We start from the raw sequence: 17,950 nt of genomic DNA on the forward strand, positions 1-17,950 counted from the left end.
CTCCCGATGACTCAACCTGACTCCAACCTGTCCGCCACTTTGCCGCTGATGCAAGAAGTGTCGCAACAGGTTTATCCCGCTTCCACATTATATGTGGTGGGCACACCCATTGGAAATGCCGCCGATATCGGCTTGCGGGCGCTCAATGTGCTGTCCCTTGTCGACGCAGTGGCCTGCGAGGATACCCGCAATACCGCGCATCTGCTGGCGCGCTATGGCATCTCGAAGGAACTGATCCCGGCGCATGAACACAACGAGCGCGAAGCCGCGGAAAAACTGATCCGCCGCCTGCGGGGTGGCGCACGCATCGCGCTGGTGTCCGACGCAGGCACGCCAGCGATATCCGATCCCGGCGCGCGCATCGTGGACGCGGTGCATGCAGCGGGCTTGCGGGTGATGCCGGTGCCCGGCGCATCGGCGGTAATCGGCGCCTTGTCGGCCAGCGGACTGGTGAATGACAGGTTCCATTTCGTCGGTTTCCTGCCGGCGAAGGCGAAGCAGCGCGAAGCGGCACTCGTGGAGTTGCGCAAGCTGCCTGCAACGCTGGTGTTTTACGAAGCGCCGCACCGGATCGTGGAAACCGTCGATGCGCTGCATGCCGTACTCGGTGCGGAGCGGCAGATCGTGTTTGCGCGCGAGCTCACAAAGCTGTTCGAGGAAATCCATCGCTGCCGCTTGTCGGATGCGGCTGCCTGGCTCGCCGCGGACGCCCACCATCAGAAAGGTGAATTCGTGATCGTGGTCGAAGGCGCGCCCGCAGCGGGAAGCGCCGAGGATGCCGAAGCCGAACGCATCCTCGCCATCCTGCTTGAGGAATGCCCGGTGAAGCAGGCGGCGTCGCTGGCAGCCCGCATCACGGGGCAGAAAAAGAATGCCCTGTATGACCTCGCGTTGAGAATGAAAGAACAAGGCTAACCCGGAAATCAGCGCTGCACGATCATGGGTTTCGGCGCGCCGGCCTGCTGCAGCTTTTGCGCGGCCAGCGCAGCTTCCGTGCGCGAGGCAAATGGCCCGGCATACAGACGATAGCCCATGCCATGCACCGCCACCTCCACCGTCGGCAGGCTGAGGTCCCAATTCTTCATCAGCCTGGCGCGCGCCGTTTCCGCATTTCCTGCCTGGGCGTAGGCGCCGAGCTGCAGGTAGATGCCGGAGGCTGCGGTCGTTGCGGATGCTCCGGCAGCGGCCGTCTGTGCCGCCTCCTGGGTAGCTGGCGTACTGCTGCTCGCAATGTTGCCACCCACCGCGCTCGCGCCTTCGGCGACGGACGCGGCCTGCGTTTCGGTATTGGATTGGCTCCCTTCGCCGCGCGCCATCTGCTCGCGCTTGCTGTCGGCAATGCGGGCGATTTCATCGGGCAGCAGTCGTTCGACCTCGAGAGTGCTGCTTCCGTTGGCAAGATAGCCGAGCTTGAGCGCCGCAGCGTAAGACAGGTCGATGATGCGGCTCGAGTGGAACGGCCCGCGGTCATTGACCCGAACGATCACCTGCTTGCCATTGGCAAGATTGGTGATGCGTGCGTAGGACGGAATCGGCAAGGTTGGATGCGCCGCGGTCATTTTGTACATATCGTAGGGCTCGCCCGACGATGTCTTCTGGCCGTGGAATTTCTTTCCGTACCAGCTGCCGATGCCGCGCTGCTTGAAAGGCCGCAGGTCGGTAAACGGCCTGTAGGTCTTGCCGAACACGACGTAGGGCCGGTTGCCACGGCTGGAATACGGCTCCACCCTGGGTTCCGGATCTTCCAGATCGAGCAAGCCCTCAGGCGGATTGTCGCCGGGACCGTCATCCTGATAATAGGCGCCGCGTCCCGAGCCGGCCGGCGGCAGCTTCGGAATATTGGCAGAGGAGGATTTGCCGGACGGGCGCGAAGCCGACGTGGTGGCTGAAGGGGATAGCGGAGCGGTGCTGCATCCGGCAATGAGCAGCGCCGACATGACTGCGGCAAGCCATGAGAAAAGACATCGCCCGCGGGCATGGTGAATGAATGGCATCGCGCTCCCCTTTCCAATGCTGCGAGATGCGCTCTGCGTGGCACAGCATGGCAAGGCAGGAAGCACTGCATGCCGTCCTGCGTCTCCCCACACTGCGAAGCAAAGGATGCCATCCTCCCAGACGACAATCCGTCAACGCATCTTCTGATTTTTCCTGACGGAATAGTTTGCCACGGCATCTCCCATGCCGTGGCACAAGTTTGTAAGCGTACTTAACGCCGGTTGACGGTTATGGCCAGTACGATTTAACGGGTCTCATCAGCTTTGCACCAGTTTTCGGTGACGCTGGATACTCATGAGCATGCCGGCGCCCAGTCCCAGCGTGGCAAGCGCGGTGCCGCCATAGCTGAAGAAAGGCAGCGGCACGCCGACCACCGGCAGGATGCCGCTCACCATCCCCATGTTCACGAAGGCATAGGTAAAGAAAATCATGGTGATGGCGCCGGCAAGCAGGCGGGCAAAGAATGTGGGCGCGTTGGCGGAAATGATGAGGCCCCGGCTGATGAGGAGCAGGTACAGGATCAGCAGGATCACATTGCCGATGAGGCCGAACTCTTCCGAATAGACGGCGAAAATGAAGTCCGTGGTGCGCTCCGGGATGAATTCCAGGTGAGTCTGGGTCCCGTGCAGCCAGCCCTTGCCGGTGACGCCGCCCGAGCCGATCGCAATCGTCGACTGGATGATGTGGAAACCCTTGCCGAGCGGGTCGGTCGTCGGATCGATCAGGGTCATTACGCGGGCACGCTGGTAGTCATGCAGCATGGACCAGACGACTGGCAGGCTGGCAGCGCCTGCCAGAAAGAGAGCGAGCAGAACTTTCCAGGACAGGCCCGCGAGAAAAATCACATAGAAGCCGGCTGCCAACACGAGCAGCGCAGTGCCCAAGTCGGGCTGCTTCGCGATGAGACCGACCGGGATCACGAGCAGGATTCCCGCCAGCAGGAAGTCCTGCCAGCGCAACGCGCCTTCGCGTTTCTGGAAGAACCATGCGAGCATCAGCGGCACGGCGATTTTCAGCAGTTCGGAAGGTTGAATCACGACGCCGACATTGATCCAGCGCCGTGCGCCCTTTTTGATGATGCCGAACATGGCGACCGCAATCAGCAATGCCACGCCCACGGTGTACAGCGGTACGGCAAAGCGCATCAGGGTTTGCGGTGGCACCAGCGCTGCGACCCACATGATGACGAAGGCGATCAGGATGTTGCGCATCTGATCCTCGACCCGTCCCGGAAAATCGATCCCGGCCGAATGCAGAGTGACCAGACCCACGCACAGGATCAGGAAGATGATCAGCGCCAGCGGACCGTCGAACACGCTGAAGTAGGGTTTGATGCTTGGCCACAGGGGCCGCTTTTCGGCGTAGTACATTGCAATCAGTCCTTGTTGCCGCGGGTTTCAGCGCCCGGCTTGGGGCCGCCTGCCGATTCAGCATCAGCCTTCAGTTCGGCCAGCGGGCGCGTGTTGCCTGCATCGGCCATGTCTGCAGGAGCGGTCACCTTCTCGGCTTCCTTCTTGCCTGCGGGCGGCTTGTCCTTGTCAGCGGGCCTTTTGCCCAGCAAGTAGTAATCCAGGGCTGCTCTCGCAATGGGGGCAGCCGCCGCGGCACCAAAGCCCCCGTTCTCGACGATCATGGCCAGAGCAATGCGCGGATTGTCTGCCGGCGCAAACGCGGTGTACAGCGCATGGTCGTGATGGCGCTCATCGAGCTTGCTTGCGTTGTATTTTTCATTCTGCTTGATCCCGATCACCTGCGCAGTACCGGTCTTGCCCGCCGATACATACTCGGCGTTGGCAAAGGAGCGCGCGGAAGTGCCTTCCTTCGTCACACCCACCATTGCGCGCTTGATGACGTCGATGTTCTCCTGCTTGAGCGGGATCCTGTAGCTCTCCTTCGGTACCGTCAACGTGCGCTCGTGGGTGACGCCATTCTCGATGATCTTGACCAGGTGCGGCTTCATCACGGTGCCATTGTTGGCGAGGATGGCCGTGGCATGCGCCAGCTGCAGAGGGGTGAAAGAGTTGTACCCCTGGCCGATACCGAGCGAAATCGTTTCGCCGGCATACCACTTCTTCTGCTCCGGCCTCTTGTAGGCGGCACGTTTCCAGGCAGTGGACGGAAGGATGCCGGTGCGCTCGTTGTCGAGGTCGATTCCCGTCAACTGACCAAAGCCGAAGGGTTTCATGAAGTCATGGATCGCATCGACCCCGAGGTCGTTTGCCAGCAAGTAGTAGTAAGTATCGCAGGACTGGACGATGGATCGGTACATGTCGACCATGCCATGTCCGCCTTCTTTGTCATCGCGGAACTTGTGGTTGCCGAACCAGAAATAGCCGGGGTCGTGCACGGCGCTCGCTGGTGTGCGCTTGCCGAGCTCCAACGCAGCCAGTGCCATGAAGGGCTTGTAGGTGGAACCCGGCGGATAGCTGCCGATCAGGGGGCGATTCAGGAGAGGCTTGTCGGGCGACGTATTCAGTTCGTCCCAGCTTTGCTGATCGATGCCTTCGACAAACAGATTGGGATCGAAGGTCGGCTTGGAGACATAGGCCAGCACATCTCCGGTCGAAGGCTCGATCGCAATCAATGCGCCGCGCCGGTCGCCGAAGGCTTCCTCGATGATCTTCTGCAGTTCGATATCGATCGACAGGATCAGGTTGTTGCCGGGCAGTGCTGCCGTACGCGACAGTGTGCGCACGGCCCGGCCGCTGGCAGACACCTCGACTTCTTCATAGCCGGTCGTGCCATGCAATGCGCTCTCGTATCGCTTTTCCAGGCCTTCCTTGCCGATGTAATCCGTGCCGGCATAGTTGGCAGAATCTTCCATGGCCTCGATCCGTTCGGCATCTCTCTGGCTGATGCGGCCGATATAGCCTATGACATGGGATGCCACTTCGCCGAGCGGATACTGGCGGAACAGGCGGGCCTGGACTTCTACCCCCGGAAAGCGGTAGCGCTGCGCGGCGAAGCGTGCCACTTCTTCATCGGTGAGGCGGGTACGGATCGGCACGCTTTCGAAGTTCTTCGATTCATCCAGCAGCCGGCGAAAGCGCCGGCGGTCCTTGGGCTGGATGTCGACCAGCTCGGACAGTTGCGCAATCACCGTCTCGAGGGGCGCCTGGATTTTCGAGGGTGTGATTTCCAGCGTATAGGCGGAGAAATTCCGCGCCAGTACCACCCCATTGCGGTCCAGGATCAGGCCGCGGTTCGGCACGACCGGCACCACTGAAATCCGGTTGTCTTCGGCCTGCGCCGCGTAGTCATTGTGCTTGAATACCTGCAGCCAGAGAAAGCGTGCCAGAAGCAATCCGAAGCAGATCAGGACGAAAACCGCCGCCGCCGACAGCCGCAGGCGGAACAGATACAGTTCGCGTTCGGTATTCTTAAACTCGGTCATTTACGATCTTTGCCAGTACGGATAGGGCGAGGCAGGCTGTATCCCTTGTGCCGGCGAACATCCCGCAGGTGTTTGCCTGGCGCGCTGCATCAAATTGGTCGGGTGTCATCCCGGTCGATTGCCCGTCTTTGCGGCGCGAGCAGCGCCCAGGTTGCAACTGGCCACAGGGCCGCAGCGACTACGCTTTCGGTGAAATAGAGCCATCCCGGGAACTTGCCGCTGACTGCCAGCCGCACTACCAGTTGTACGATCTGGGCCAGCAGCAGCAGTGGAAATATGTGCAGCGCCTGGGTAGTCATCGGGAACCACAATACGCGCCGATGGATCATGATGGCAAAGTAGGACAGCAGGGTATATGCAAGCGCATGCTGCCCGAGGAGGTTGGCGTCATGCACATCCATCAGCAGGCCCATCAGGAATGCAATGCCGATGCCTACCTTTCGCGGCTGGTGGATGCTCCAGAACACCAGCACCAGCGCGACGAAATCCGGCACGCCTATCCACTGCCCCCATGGCAGCAGGTTCATCAGGAAGGCACCGATCACCGTTGCTGCGATAAACAGCGGGTTGACCGGCAACAGGATGTAATGTGGGCGGTCCATCATGGCATGGGGGCTTTCTGCAGCGGGGCCTGGGGTGCGGTCTTGTTCTGCTGCGCGCCTGGCTGCGCCGGCTTTTGCGTTTCCTTCTGCGGCTCGGCCTTTGGCTGTGGCGCTGGTGCCGGTGCATTTTCCTTCGGCTGCGCCGGGGCAGCGGCAGTTGCCGGCGCGTCGTCCTTCTTCGGATCCTTGGCCTGTTCTTTAGCAGGCTCAGCGGCGCGCTTCTTGCCGCCCTTGTCCTTCTTGTCCTTGCTCGGGTCTTCCGGTTCGGGGCGCGGCGGAATTGCAAATTCCGTCAGCAGGATCAGCAGGTGACGGTTGCGGTCGATGCCGGCCAGCGGCTGACAAACAATACGCGCGAATGCATCGGTGGACTTGTTTTCGACATTCGTGATCTTGGCCACCGCAAGCCCGGGCGGATATACGCCGTCAATGCCGGACGTCACCAGGATGTCGCCGTTCTTCACATCGGCATTGACCGGCATGAAGCGCAGGTCGAGCGATCCGGAGTGCCCCTGCCCGTATGCGATGCTGCGCAAGCCGCTGCGCACAACCTGCACCGGAATGGCCAGATCCTTGTCGGTCAGCAGCGTGACTTCGGAGGTGAAGGGGAACACGCGCGTCACCTGGCCGACCACACCGACATCATCGATGACCGGCTGCCCCGGCATCACGCCGTGCTGGCTGCCGCGGTCGACCACGATCTTCCGGGTAAAGGGATCGCGCGCATCGTACAGGATCTCGCTCATGACGGCCTTGACCGGCAGGCGTTCGGTCGCGGCCAGCAGTTTGCGCAACTGCGCGTTCTCGGCGGCGAGTTGCTGGGCTTCCTGCAGTTGCTGGGCATTGACCACCTGCTGCTGCTTCAGCAACCGGTTTTCCTTCTGCAATCCCGAGAGCGACGAGAAATAGCCGCCGACCATGTAAGCCGCATCGCGTGGCAGCAATGCTGCCGTCTGCACCGGGTACAGGAGCGTGCCGACGACTTGGCGGATCGTCGTCAGCGACCGCATGTGAGAGTCGACCAACAGCAGCGCAAGCGAAAGCAATGCAAAGAGAATCACTTTGACGCGCGCGGAGGCGCCTTGCTTGAAGAGTGGCGGCGGGCTGTATTCCATTTAATACCAAATGCGCGGACGCATGATGAACTTGCCGCGGCCGGCCATGCTATTTCGCATGTTCGAGCCGCGGCACTGTGCCACGCGTCCAGTCTTGCAAGGCGTGCAAAGCACTGAGGATTTATTCGTAGGAGAAGATCGAACCGAGCTTGTCCATGCGCTCGAGCGCCATGCCGGAACCGCGCACCACGCAGGTCAGCGGATCTTCGGCGACGATGACGGGCAAGCCGGTTTCTTCCATCAGCAGGCGGTCGAGGTCGCGCAGCAATGCGCCGCCGCCGGTCAGCATCATGCCTTTTTCGGCGATGTCGGCACCGAGTTCGGGCGGGGTTTGCTCGAGCGCATTCTTCACTGCAGACACGATGTTGTTGAGCGGATCGGTCAGCGCTTCCAGGATTTCGTTGCTGGAAATCGTGAAGGAACGCGGAATCCCTTCGGACAGGTTGCGGCCCTTGACTTCCAGTTCCTTGACTTCGGAGCCCGGGAAGGCGGAGCCGATTTCCTTCTTGATGGTTTCCGCAGTCTGCTCGCCGATCAGCATGCCGTAGTTGCGGCGGATGTAGTTGACGATCGCTTCGTCGAACTTGTCGCCGCCGACGCGCACAGAGCCCTTGTAGACCATGCCGCCCAGAGAGATGATGCCAACCTCGGTAGTACCACCGCCGATGTCAACGACCATCGAGCCGGTCGCATCCGCCACCGGCAGGCCGGCACCAATTGCCGCCGCCATCGGCTCTTCGATCAGGTAGACCTGGGATGCACCGGCGCCAAGCGCCGATTCGCGGATCGCGCGACGCTCCACCTGGGTCGAACCGCAGGGTACGCAGATGATGATGCGGGGAGAAGGCTTGAACAGCTTGGAGTCGTGCACCATGCGGATGAACTGCTTGAGCATCTGCTCGGTGACGGTGAAGTCGGCGATCACGCCATCCTTCATCGGACGAATCGCCTCAATGTTGCCCGGCACCTTGCCGAGCATCTGTTTTGCTTCCTTGCCGACGGCCTGAATCGTCTTCTTGCCGTTCGGACCGCCTTGCTGACGAATTGCAACTACCGAAGGTTCGTCCAGCACGATACCCAAGCCACGCACATAAATCAGCGTGTTGGCAGTACCCAAATCGATCGCCAGATCATTCGAAAAATAACTGCGTAGAAATCCAAACATGAATTATCCCGATGCGCAACGAGCGCGCGATTAACATTTGAGGTTGATTTATATGCGCCAGCTTGGTATTGGCGCGGGCAAGGCAATAGCCTAACATTGTACCTTATAATTTAGCCGAAATTTGCTAGCGGAAACTCCAAAAATGCCTGCAAAAAGCTCGGTTTTGACAAGTTTTTGCCAGGATTAACACATTTTTTGTCTGATTTAAGAAACTTCCCAGCCGGCTTGTCCGTGCTAATTGATCATGTCACTCGACCTTTCCGATGTAAGACGCCTTGCCCGCCTCGCGCAACTCGATCTTGATGATGCACAAGCGGCAAAAACCCTCGATAAACTCAATGGCATTTTTGCACTGGTTGAGCAGATGCGCGCCGTTGATACTGCCGGCATCGAGCCCCTGAACCACCCGACCGCCATCCAGCACAGCGGCCCCGCTCCGGGGCTGCGCCTGCGCGAAGATGCGGTGACAGAGCCCAACCGCCGCGAGGAATACCAGAAAGTGGCGCCGGCCACGCAGGACGGGCTGTACCTGGTTCCCAAGGTCATCGAATAAACGCCGCTTGCGCGTCGTTCATTCCTCACGAATCTCATCAAGCTCATGCACACAAAAACACTGAAAGAACTGTCGGCACTGCTGCACGCCAGGCAGATCTCCGCCACTGAACTGGCCAAACTGTTCCTGGCGCGCATTGCGCAAAGCGACCTCAATGCCTTCATCGATGTCAACGAAGAATTAACGCTGCAGCAAGCCGCAGAAGCCGATCGGCGCATTGCCAGCAACGACACCACGCCACTGACCGGCATTCCGATTGCACACAAGGACATTTTCGTTACCCGCGGCTGGCGTTCGACCGCCGGCTCGAAGATGCTCTCAGGATACACAAGCCCCTTCGATGCGGCTGTCGTCGAACAGTTCCATAAAGCAGGCATGGTCACGCTCGGCAAGCTCAACTGTGATGAATTTGCCATGGGCTCGTCCAATGAAAATTCCTTCTTCGGCCCGGTGAAGAACCCCTGGGACAGGGCTGCCGTTCCCGGCGGCTCCTCGGGCGGCTCTGCCGCAGCCATCGCAGCCGGTCTGGCGCCGGCCGCCACCGCCACCGATACAGGCGGCTCGATCCGGCAGCCGGCGGCCTTCTGCGGCGTGACCGGCATCAAACCGACTTATGGCCGGGTGTCGCGCTTCGGCATGATTGCCTTCGCCTCTTCGCTCGATCAGGGCGGCCCGATGGCAAGAACGGCAGAAGACTGCGCCCTGCTGCTCAGCGTCATGGCGGGTTTCGACGAGCGCGACTCGACCAGCATCGAACCCGGGCAAGGCGGCGGCAAGGAAGATTTCACGCGTGACCTGGACAAGAGCCTGCAAGGCTTGAAAATCGGCGTGCCGCGCGAGTATTTTGGCAAGGGCCTGGCTACCGACGTGGAACAGGCGGTGCGCGCCGCGTTGCACGAATATGAAAAGCTGGGCGCCACCCTGGTCGACATTTCCCTGCCCAAGACGGAGCTGTCGATCCCGGTGTATTACGTCATCGCGCCGGCCGAAGCCTCGTCCAACCTGAGCCGCTTCGACGGCGTGCGCTACGGCCATCGCGCCCAGGAATACAAGGACCTGGCCGACATGTACCGCAAGTCGCGCGCCGAAGGCTTCGGCGAGGAAGTGAAGCGGCGCATCCTGGTTGGCGCCTATGTGCTGTCGCACGGCTACTATGATGCCTACTATCTGCAGGCGCAAAAGATCCGGCGCCTGATCGCGCAGGATTTCCAGAATGCGTTCAAGGAATGCGATGTCATCATGGGCCCGGTTGCGCCGACGGTCGCCTGGGATCTCGGCGACAAGGCGGATGATCCGGTTGCCAATTATCTGGCTGACATTTTCACGCTCTCTCCCAGCCTGGCGGGATTGCCCGGCATGTCGATTCCCTGCGGCTTCGGCCAGGGCGAGAAGAATGCGCGCCGCCCGGTCGGCCTGCAATTGATTGGCAATTATTTCGCTGAAGCGAAGCTGCTCAACATCGCGCATCGGTACCAGCGCGTGACCGACTGGCATCTGCGCACACCGGAAGGCATGTGAAAACCGTCGCCGACATCGTCCTGCGCACTGCGTTGCCGACCCTGCTTGCCGCAGGCGCCGTCAATGCGGCAGCCCAGCAGCTTGCTACGCATTTTTCCTGCAGCGCCACGCAGGAGCGGGATGGCGAGCCGGCGACGCTGGCGGATAATGGTGAATTCCGCCTGGACGGGGATCGCATCAGCACCTTCCGCTGGGAGTCTGCCCTGTACCGCAGCACGCACGGCTTCGATTGCAGCATCGATGAAGAAGACGGCTTGCTGGCGGAAGTGCGGAACGAGTCAGGCGAAAGCCAGTGGCGCATCAGCCTGGCGGATGCCCGGCAAGCGCGCGACCGGCGCGGCTACGATTTTGATCGCGGAATGAATTGCACGATCCGACTCGAGCGCATGGGCAACCAGTTGGCAATCAAACCAAGCTGCCCGGCGCTGTGCGGTTCGCGCGGGAATTTCTCGGCTTTGTCGGTCGACCTGAAGACCGGCAAGTGCCATTACGAAGAGTAAAACACAACCCATCCCCACCCCTCCCCTTGAAGGGGAGGGAACCAGTCAGATTAAAAGTGAGGAAATTATGCAGTGGGAAGTCGTCATCGGCCTGGAAACACACGCACAACTTTCGACGCAGTCGAAGATTTTCAGCGGCGCCTCGACGCGCTTCGGCGCCGAGCCGAATACCCAGGCCTGCCCCGTCGACCTGGCATTGCCCGGCGTGCTGCCGGTGATGAACAAGGGCGCCGTCGAACACGCGATCCAGTTCGGCCTGGCAATCGGCGCCAAGGTGGCGCCGCAATCGGTATTCGCACGCAAGAATTATTTTTATCCCGACCTGCCCAAGGGTTACCAGATCAGCCAGTATGAAATCCCGGTGGTGCAAGGCGGCACGATTTCCTTCGTGCTCGAGAAGGATGGCAAGACGGAAATGAAGACCGTGAAGCTGACACGTGCGCATCTCGAAGAGGATGCCGGCAAGTCGCTGCACGAGGATTATCACGGGATGACCGGCATCGACCTGAATCGCGCCGGCACGCCGCTGCTGGAGATCGTGACCGAACCGGACATGCGCAGCGCCGCCGAGGCAGTAGCCTATGCCAAGGCCTTGCATTCCCTCGTGGTATGGCTCGGCATCTGCGACGGCAACATGCAGGAAGGCTCCTTCCGCTGCGATGCCAACGTCTCGGTGCGCCCGCTCGGGCAGCAGGAATACGGCACCCGCTGCGAGATCAAGAACCTGAACTCTTTCCGCTTCCTGGAAGACGCGATCAACTATGAAGTACGGCGCCAGATCGAGCTGATCGAGGATGGCGGCAAGGTGGTTCAGGAAACCCGACTTTATGATCCGGACCGCAAGGAAACCCGCTCGATGCGCAGCAAGGAAGATGCGCAGGATTACCGCTATTTCCCGGACCCGGACCTGCCGCCGCTGGTGATTGCGCAGGAATGGATCGAGCGCGTGAAAGCGACGATGCCGGAACTGCCGGGCGCGATGCGCGAACGCTTCGTGCGCGACTACGGATTGCCGGAATACGATGCGGCGGTCCTGACCCAGTCGAAAGGGATGGCTGCCTACTTCGAGGCCGTGGTGGCCAAGGCCGGCAGGGAACAAGCCAAGCCCGCGGCCAACTGGCTGATGGGCGATGTATCGTCGACATTGAATCGCGCCGGCACCGACATCGCTGAGGCACCGGTCAGCGCGGGACAGCTCGCCCTGCTCCTGCAGCGCATTGCCGACGGCACGATTTCGAACAAGATCGCCAAGGAAGTGTTCGCGGCGATGTGGGATGCGCAATCGGACAAGCCGACGCTGGCCGACGACATCATCGAAGCCAAGGGCCTGAAGCAGATCTCCGACAGCGGCGCGCTGGAAAAGATCGTGGATGAAGTGCTGGCCGCGAATGCCAAGTCGGTCGAGGAATTCCGGGGCGGCAAGGAGAAGGCATTCAATGCCTTGATCGGACAGGCGATGAAAGCCACCAAGGGCAAGGCCAATCCGGCACAGTTGACCGACCTATTGAAGAAGAAGCTGGCGGGATAAGTTTCAGGCGCTGCAGCGCTTGGCAATATGAAACGGGGCGCGGCCTTTCGGCTGCGCCCCGTTTATTTCTCAGGCGGGAAAACCGCCGAAGGATGTTTGCGCTTACTTCCCGGCGGAAGCGATTTGCCGATAGCGCTTGAGCGTCGCGGCATATTTCGCGTTCAGCCGCTCGATCTCCGTCGTCTGCTCCTGTATGGCCCGCTTCCTGCCCTCGACCGACTGCCCCACCTCGTCGAGATCGCGTCGCAGGGACGCCGGCATCGGCCTGTTGTTCTTCTTGTATGTGTCGGCTTCGTCCGCCAGCTCCCGCAGCAGCTTTTCCGCGCTGGCAAGAGGAATCTTTTCGCGCTCCATCCTTTCCTGGAAGGGCTGAATGGCCTTCAGCCGCTCGCGCTCGATATCGCCTTCGCTGGGATAGCGGGCACGCAGCAGGCGGTCGCTATCCCTCGTTTGCGCGGCGGATCGGCTGCGACCGTCCTGTCCCGCCTGTTCGCCTTCGGAAGCGGAACCGATTTCGCCCCGTACCCTGCCCTTGCGATCGCGCACAGTAAGCTTGCGGTCAAAGCATTCGGGGATCGGCTGATCGGAAGTGATGGTGCGGCCCGACGCGTCCTTGCACGTGTAGATCTGGGCCTGCGCGCTCGGCAGCGCCAGGAATAGAGGAAGAAAAAGCAAACCTGCTGTCAGACTGCGCATGCGCTCTCCAGGACGGATTTATTTCACGCCATAGCGGCTGCGGTAAGCCGCGACTGCGTCCTTGTACTGCGCCAGTTCCGGATTGGTCCCGGCGGCGGAAATATATTCCAGCAAATCGTCCAGGTTGCCAATCGAAATCACCGGCATGCCGTAAGTTTGACTCACTTCTTCCACAGCCGAATGCACTGACAACGCGCCATCCTTGCCCGAGCGTTCCATGCGGTCAAGCGCAATCAGCACCGCGCAAGGTGTGGCGCCGGCGGCACGAATCATCTCGACCGATTCGCGCACCGAGGTACCGGCGGAAATCACGTCGTCGATGATGACGACCCGCCCCTGCAGCTTGGCACCGACGATGGTGCCGCCTTCGCCGTGGTCTTTCGCTTCTTTGCGATTGAAGGCGAAGGGCACGTTGCAGCCCTTGTTCGCGAGCGCGACTGCAGTGGCGGAAGCCAGGGTGATGCCCTTGTAGGCCGGCCCGAACAGCATGTCGAATTCGACACCCGAATCGAGCAGCGTCTGCGCGTAGAAGTCGGCCAGCTGCCCCAGCACCTTGCCGTCGTTGAACAGGCCGGCGTTGAAGAAATAGGGCGATGTGCGGCCGGCTTTGGTGATGAATTCGCCGAACTTCAACACGCCGGACGATACGGAAAACGCAATAAATTGCTGACGTAACTTGCTCAAGGCTGCCTCGGTGTCTGGATAAAAAAACAGGCTTCGCTTCATCAGCGAACCAAAGCGGCATTGTAAATCGAATCGCCTTCGTTTCCGCGGCAACGCGGGGACAAATGCAGGCGCAGGCCGGCGACGGATCGGTTATCCTACCCGCCTCTTCATACTCTTCATGCCATGTTAAAGATCATTTCCGCCAATCTGAACGGCATCCGCTCTGCCGCGAAAAAAGGCTTCTTCGACTGGATGTCGCAACAATCCGCGCATTTCGTCTGCGTGCAGGAACTCAAGGCGCAGGCAGCCGACATGACGCCGGAATTCCTTGCGCCGGCCGGCTATCACGGCCATTTCCACTATGCCGACAAGAAGGGCTATTCCGGCGCAGGAGTCTATTCGAAGTTCAAGCCGGATGCGGTGCAGATCGGTTTCGGCTGCCCGGAATTCGATGCCGAAGGACGCTATGTGCAATGCGATTTCGGCAAGCTTTCGGTGATCTCGGTATATTGCCCCTCGGGCTCGTCAAGCGAAGAGCGGCAGCAGGCGAAATTCCGCTTCATGGAGGTTTTCCTGCCACACTTGATGAAACTGCGAGCCAGCGGGCGCGAAGTCGTGATCTGCGGCGACTGGAATATCGCGCACAAGGAAATCGATCTGAAGAACTGGAAGAGCAACCAGAAGAATTCCGGCTTCCTGCCGGAAGAGCGCGCCTGGATGACGCGGGTGTTCGACGAGCTGGGCTGGAAGGACGTGTACCGGCACCTGCACCCGGACAGCACCGACGAAGCCTATACCTGGTGGAGCAACCGCGGCCAGGCCTGGGCCAAGAATGTGGGATGGCGCATCGATTATCACGTCGCCACCCCGGGCGTAGCGGCCAAGGCGAGTGCCGCGTCCATCTACAAGGAAGCACGGTTCTCGGACCATGCTCCCCTGACGATCGAATACCAGGGCGCCTCGGCCTTTATCAATCCCTGATGCGCCAGGGCGCAATCTTCGGCAGCAGCAGCATGCCGGGCAAGGCCAGCAGGAAGCAGATGATGAAGAAGCTGAACCATCCGGTCTGCGCCACGATGTAGCCGGTGATGGCGTTGAAGAAGGTGCGGGGCACGGCCGCCAGGCTGGTGAACAGGGCGTACTGGGTCGCGGTGTAGCGCGGATCGGTGGTCTTTGCGATATAGGCGGTGAAGGCGGCAGTGCCAAGCCCGACTGCAAACGCCTCCAGTCCAATCACCAGGCCCAGCAACAGGGTGTTGGGATTCGATGCTGTTGTGCTGACACCAACTTTTGCCAGCATTGCGAAGCCGAGGATCGCCACCGCCTGCAGCACGCCGAAAATCCACAGGCCGCGGTTGACGCCAGTCTTTTCCAGCCAGACGGCGCCGAGTATGCCGCCGGCAAGGCTGGCCCACAGGCCTGCATTCTTGGCGACCAGGCCGATCTCGGTGCGGGTGAAGCCGAGGTCGAGATAAAAAGGCGTTGCCAGCGCAGTGGCCATGGAATCGCCGAGCTTGTACAGGAAGATGAAGGACAGGACCAGCAGCGCTCCCGACCAGCCGCTGCGGTTGATGAATTCCCGGAATGGCAATACCACCGCCTCGCGCAGGTTCTTCGGCGGCGTGCCATAAATCTTGGGCTCCTTGATCAGCAAGGTCGTCACGATGCCCGGAACCATGAAGAGCGCGGTCACCGCGAACACTGCCTGCCAGCTCATGATGTCAGACAAAATCAGCGACAGCGAGCCCGGCACCAGGGTCGACAGCTTGTAGGCATTGACGAACAGCGCCGTGCCAGAGCCCTGCTCATGATCGGTCAACAGCTCGCGCCGGTAGGCATCGATCACGATATCCTGGCTGGCCGACAGGAAGGCGATCAGGCCGCACAGGAACACGATCGCCGACAGGTCGGTCTTGGGCGAATAAAAGCCCATGGCGCCGATGGCCCCCAGCAGGACGAACTGGGTCGCCAGCATCCAGCCACGGCGGCGGCCGAGCAGGGGAAACTGGAAGCGGTCCATCAGCGGCGACCACAGGAACTTCCAGGTGTACGGAATGCCCACCAGTGCGAACAGTCCGATCGCCTTCAAGTCCACGCTTTCCGACTTCAGCCAGGCCGACAACAGGTTATACAGGATGAACAGCGGCAGGCCGGAGGAAAAGCCGAGCGAGACGCAGATCAGCATCTTGCGGCTGAAATAATGGCGCCAGCCGGTCACGGCTGCGGAGTCGGTTGCAGGAGGTACGGCCTGGGTCATAAGCGTGTGCGCAATGCTGAGAGGTAGAGCGTTTGACAAAAGGAGCGCAGGGATTCCCGGCAAGGCGAACGGATGCAGGCAGCGCGCGCTGGGGCTGGGCGACGCCACATTGCCGGGAACAGGCTGGGATGCTCTTATTTTTTACGAAAGCGAAACACGGCTAGACTACCACGCCAATTCGGCAAGACCTTGACGGGCTTGCCTTCCTGCAACGCCACGCATTCGAGTACTTCGAGCCCCACTTCATTAGCAAGTTCCTGGAAATCCCAGATGGTGGCGCAGCGCACGTTGGGCGTGTCATACCATTCATAAGGCAGCGATTTCGACACCGGCATGCGCCCGCCCATCAGCGCAAAGCGGTGCGGCCAGTAGGCGAAATTCGGGAAGGACACGATGGCTTCGCGCCCGACGCGCGCGATGTCGCGCAACACGCCTTCCACGTTTTTCATCATTTGCAAGGCCGACAGGCAGAGCACCGTGTCGAAGGCATCATCGGCGAAGATGGCAAGTCCTGCTTCCAGATCCTGCTGGATCACCTGCACGCCGCGCGCAATGCAGGCCGGGATTTTCGCATCGTCGATTTCAATGCCGTAGCCGATGCACTGCTTCTCGGATTGCAGGTATTCGAGCATCACCCCATCGCCGCAACCCAGGTCGAGCACATGGGAGCGCTCGCGCACCCAGTGTGCGATGAAGGCAAGGTCGGCACGCAAGACGCTCAAGTCATGGAAATTCATGCGCGGCCTCCATTCATGTCCTTCCACGCACGGTCATAGTAGGCGCGTACCGTGTTCATGTACCGCGGGTCTTCGAGCAGGAAGGCGTCATGGCCGTGCGGCGCGGCGATTTCCGCGTAGCTGACCTGGCGCTTGTTGTGCACCAGCGCTTGCACGATTTCGCGGCTGCGCTCCGGCGAGAAGCGCCAGTCCGTGGTGAAGGACACCAGCAGGAACTGTGCCTTGGTATTGGACAGTGCCTTGGTCAGGTCGCCGCCGAATTCCTTGGCAGGATCGAAATAGTCGAGCGCCTTGGTAATCAGAAGATACGTATTGGCATCGAAGTATTCGGAAAACTTGTCTCCCTGGTAACGCAGATAGGATTCGATTTCGAAATCGATGCCGAAGCCGAACTGGTAATCGCCGTTGCGCAGGTCGCGCCCGAATTTTTCGGCCATGCTGTCATTGGACAGGTAGGTGATGTGGCCGATCATGCGCGCCACCCGCAGGCCGTTTTTTGGCACCACGCCATGCGCGTAATAGTCGCCGCCATAGAAATCCGGATCGGTGAGAATCGCCTGGCGCGCCACGTCGTTGAAGGCGATGTTCTGCGCCGACAGCTTGGGAGTGGACGCGATCACCACGCAGTGGCGCAGCCGCTCCGGGAACAGGATGCTCCAGGCCAAGGCCTGCATGCCTCCGAGCGAGCCACCCATCACGGCTGCGAATTGTTGAATGCCGAGCGCGTCGGCCAAGCGCGCCTGCGCCCGCACCCAGTCTTCCACCGTCACGACCGGGAAATCCGCGCCGTAGGGCTTGCCGGTGGCCGGATTGATGTGCATCGGCCCGGTCGAGCCGAAGCATGAACCGAGGTTGTTGACGCCGATGACGAAGAAACGGTTAGTGTCGACCGGCTTGCCGGGCCCGACCATGTTGTCCCACCAGCCCACATTTTTTGGCTCGTCCGCATACACACCGGCCACGTGGTGCGATGCATTCAAGGCATGGCAAATCAGCACCGCGTTCGAGCGGTCCGCATTCAGCGTGCCGTAGGTTTCATAAACCAGCTTGTAGTCGGCCAGCGACGCGCCGCTGCTCAAGGCCAGCGGCGTGGAAAAATGCATCGTCTGCGGTACTACGATTCCGATGGATGACATATCTTCTTTTAAGCGGTCGACGACGGGGCAGGCGGCCCATTGCAGCGCCCGATTGCCTCATCATCAACAGAGGGAAATGAAAAAGCCC

The 17,950-nt window shown here is 60.6% G+C and carries 17 protein-coding genes; 6 read left to right on the forward strand and 11 right to left on the reverse strand.

Going from position 1 to position 17,950, the window contains the following annotated elements:
* Positions 1-6 precede the first annotated feature (6 nt).
* Positions 7-915 carry a 16S rRNA (cytidine(1402)-2'-O)-methyltransferase gene (rsmI, locus tag HGHM_RS14005; protein ID WP_019142172.1) on the forward strand — a complete coding sequence of 303 codons (909 nt, stop codon included), beginning with the start codon at positions 7-9 and terminating at the stop codon, positions 913-915.
* A gap of 8 nt (positions 916-923) precedes the next feature.
* Here the strand turns inward: rsmI and HGHM_RS14010 are convergent, their stop codons facing one another.
* The 6 genes from HGHM_RS14010 to HGHM_RS14040 form a co-directional block, all read right to left on the reverse strand.
* Positions 924-1,937: a septal ring lytic transglycosylase RlpA family protein gene (locus HGHM_RS14010; protein WP_034349068.1), complete on the reverse strand. Its 1,014-nt coding sequence runs from the start codon at positions 1,935-1,937 to the stop codon at positions 924-926.
* 315 nt (positions 1,938-2,252) lie between these two features.
* Positions 2,253-3,365 carry a rod shape-determining protein RodA gene (gene rodA / locus HGHM_RS14015; protein WP_019142174.1) on the reverse strand — a complete coding sequence of 371 codons (1,113 nt, stop codon included), beginning with the start codon at positions 3,363-3,365 and terminating at the stop codon, positions 2,253-2,255.
* 5 nt (positions 3,366-3,370) lie between these two features.
* Positions 3,371-5,389, reverse strand: a complete 2,019-nt coding sequence (gene mrdA, locus HGHM_RS14020; RefSeq protein ID WP_019142175.1) for a penicillin-binding protein 2 — start codon at positions 5,387-5,389, stop codon at positions 3,371-3,373.
* Positions 5,390-5,478: 89 nt separating this feature from the next.
* Positions 5,479-5,991: a rod shape-determining protein MreD gene (gene mreD, locus HGHM_RS14025; RefSeq protein WP_026076035.1), complete on the reverse strand. Its 513-nt coding sequence runs from the start codon at positions 5,989-5,991 to the stop codon at positions 5,479-5,481.
* The gene (gene mreC / locus HGHM_RS14030; protein WP_019142177.1) at positions 5,991-7,106 is read right to left on the reverse strand and encodes a rod shape-determining protein MreC; all 1,116 of its coding nucleotides are present in this window, start codon (positions 7,104-7,106) and stop codon (positions 5,991-5,993) included. Before mreC ends, mreD begins: the two co-directional genes overlap by 1 nt.
* 121 nt (positions 7,107-7,227) lie before the next feature.
* Positions 7,228-8,271, reverse strand: coding sequence for a rod shape-determining protein (locus tag HGHM_RS14040; RefSeq protein WP_019142178.1), 1,044 nt, complete (start codon positions 8,269-8,271; stop codon positions 7,228-7,230).
* A 244-nt stretch (positions 8,272-8,515) separates the two neighbouring features.
* Here HGHM_RS14040 and gatC point away from each other — a divergent pair, with 244 nt between their 5' ends.
* The 4 genes from gatC to gatB all read left to right on the forward strand — a co-directional run bounded on the left by gatC (position 8,516) and on the right by gatB (position 12,370).
* Positions 8,516-8,824 (forward strand): Asp-tRNA(Asn)/Glu-tRNA(Gln) amidotransferase subunit GatC, encoded by a 309-nt coding sequence (gene gatC, locus HGHM_RS14045; protein ID WP_019142179.1) that lies wholly within the window; start codon positions 8,516-8,518, stop codon positions 8,822-8,824.
* A 45-nt stretch (positions 8,825-8,869) separates the two neighbouring features.
* Complete coding sequence (gene gatA / locus HGHM_RS14050; RefSeq protein WP_019142180.1) at positions 8,870-10,342, forward strand: Asp-tRNA(Asn)/Glu-tRNA(Gln) amidotransferase subunit GatA; 1,473 nt, start codon at positions 8,870-8,872, stop codon at positions 10,340-10,342.
* Complete coding sequence (locus HGHM_RS14055; protein ID WP_019142181.1) at positions 10,339-10,842, forward strand: hypothetical protein; 504 nt, start codon at positions 10,339-10,341, stop codon at positions 10,840-10,842. Before gatA ends, HGHM_RS14055 begins: the two co-directional genes overlap by 4 nt.
* A gap of 67 nt (positions 10,843-10,909) precedes the next feature.
* Positions 10,910-12,370 (forward strand): Asp-tRNA(Asn)/Glu-tRNA(Gln) amidotransferase subunit GatB, encoded by a 1,461-nt coding sequence (gatB, locus tag HGHM_RS14060; RefSeq protein ID WP_019142182.1) that lies wholly within the window; start codon positions 10,910-10,912, stop codon positions 12,368-12,370.
* Between the two features lie 102 nt (positions 12,371-12,472).
* Here gatB and HGHM_RS22340 read toward each other — a convergent pair whose 3' ends face one another.
* Entirely contained in the window at positions 12,473-13,066 is a 594-nt protein-coding gene (locus HGHM_RS22340) for a DUF4124 domain-containing protein (protein ID WP_019142183.1), read from the reverse strand.
* An 18-nt stretch (positions 13,067-13,084) separates the two neighbouring features.
* Entirely contained in the window at positions 13,085-13,750 is a 666-nt protein-coding gene (gene pyrE, locus HGHM_RS14070) for an orotate phosphoribosyltransferase (RefSeq protein WP_026076036.1), read from the reverse strand.
* Between the two features lie 165 nt (positions 13,751-13,915).
* Between pyrE and HGHM_RS14075 the strand changes: the two genes are divergently transcribed.
* The gene (locus tag HGHM_RS14075; RefSeq protein ID WP_019142185.1) at positions 13,916-14,713 is read left to right on the forward strand and encodes an exodeoxyribonuclease III; all 798 of its coding nucleotides are present in this window, start codon (positions 13,916-13,918) and stop codon (positions 14,711-14,713) included.
* Here the strand turns inward: HGHM_RS14075 and HGHM_RS14080 are convergent.
* The 3 genes from HGHM_RS14080 to metX form a co-directional block, all read right to left on the reverse strand.
* Positions 14,703-15,989 carry an AmpG family muropeptide MFS transporter gene (locus tag HGHM_RS14080; protein ID WP_019142186.1) on the reverse strand — a complete coding sequence of 429 codons (1,287 nt, stop codon included), beginning with the start codon at positions 15,987-15,989 and terminating at the stop codon, positions 14,703-14,705. The genes HGHM_RS14075 and HGHM_RS14080 overlap by 11 nt on opposite strands.
* 134 nt (positions 15,990-16,123) lie before the next feature.
* A complete protein-coding gene (gene metW, locus HGHM_RS14085) occupies positions 16,124-16,726 on the reverse strand; it encodes a methionine biosynthesis protein MetW (RefSeq protein WP_019142187.1) in 603 nt (200 codons plus the stop codon).
* On the reverse strand, positions 16,723-17,862 hold the full coding sequence (gene metX / locus HGHM_RS14090; RefSeq protein WP_026076038.1) for a homoserine O-succinyltransferase MetX: 1,140 nt from the start codon (positions 17,860-17,862) through the stop codon (positions 16,723-16,725). The genes metW and metX overlap by 4 nt, the downstream gene beginning before the upstream one ends.
* Between the last annotated feature and the right edge of the window lie 88 nt (positions 17,863-17,950).

It is taken from the genome of Noviherbaspirillum massiliense JC206, assembly GCF_000312045.1.
Classification (GTDB): domain Bacteria; phylum Pseudomonadota; class Gammaproteobacteria; order Burkholderiales; family Burkholderiaceae_D; genus Noviherbaspirillum; species Noviherbaspirillum massiliense.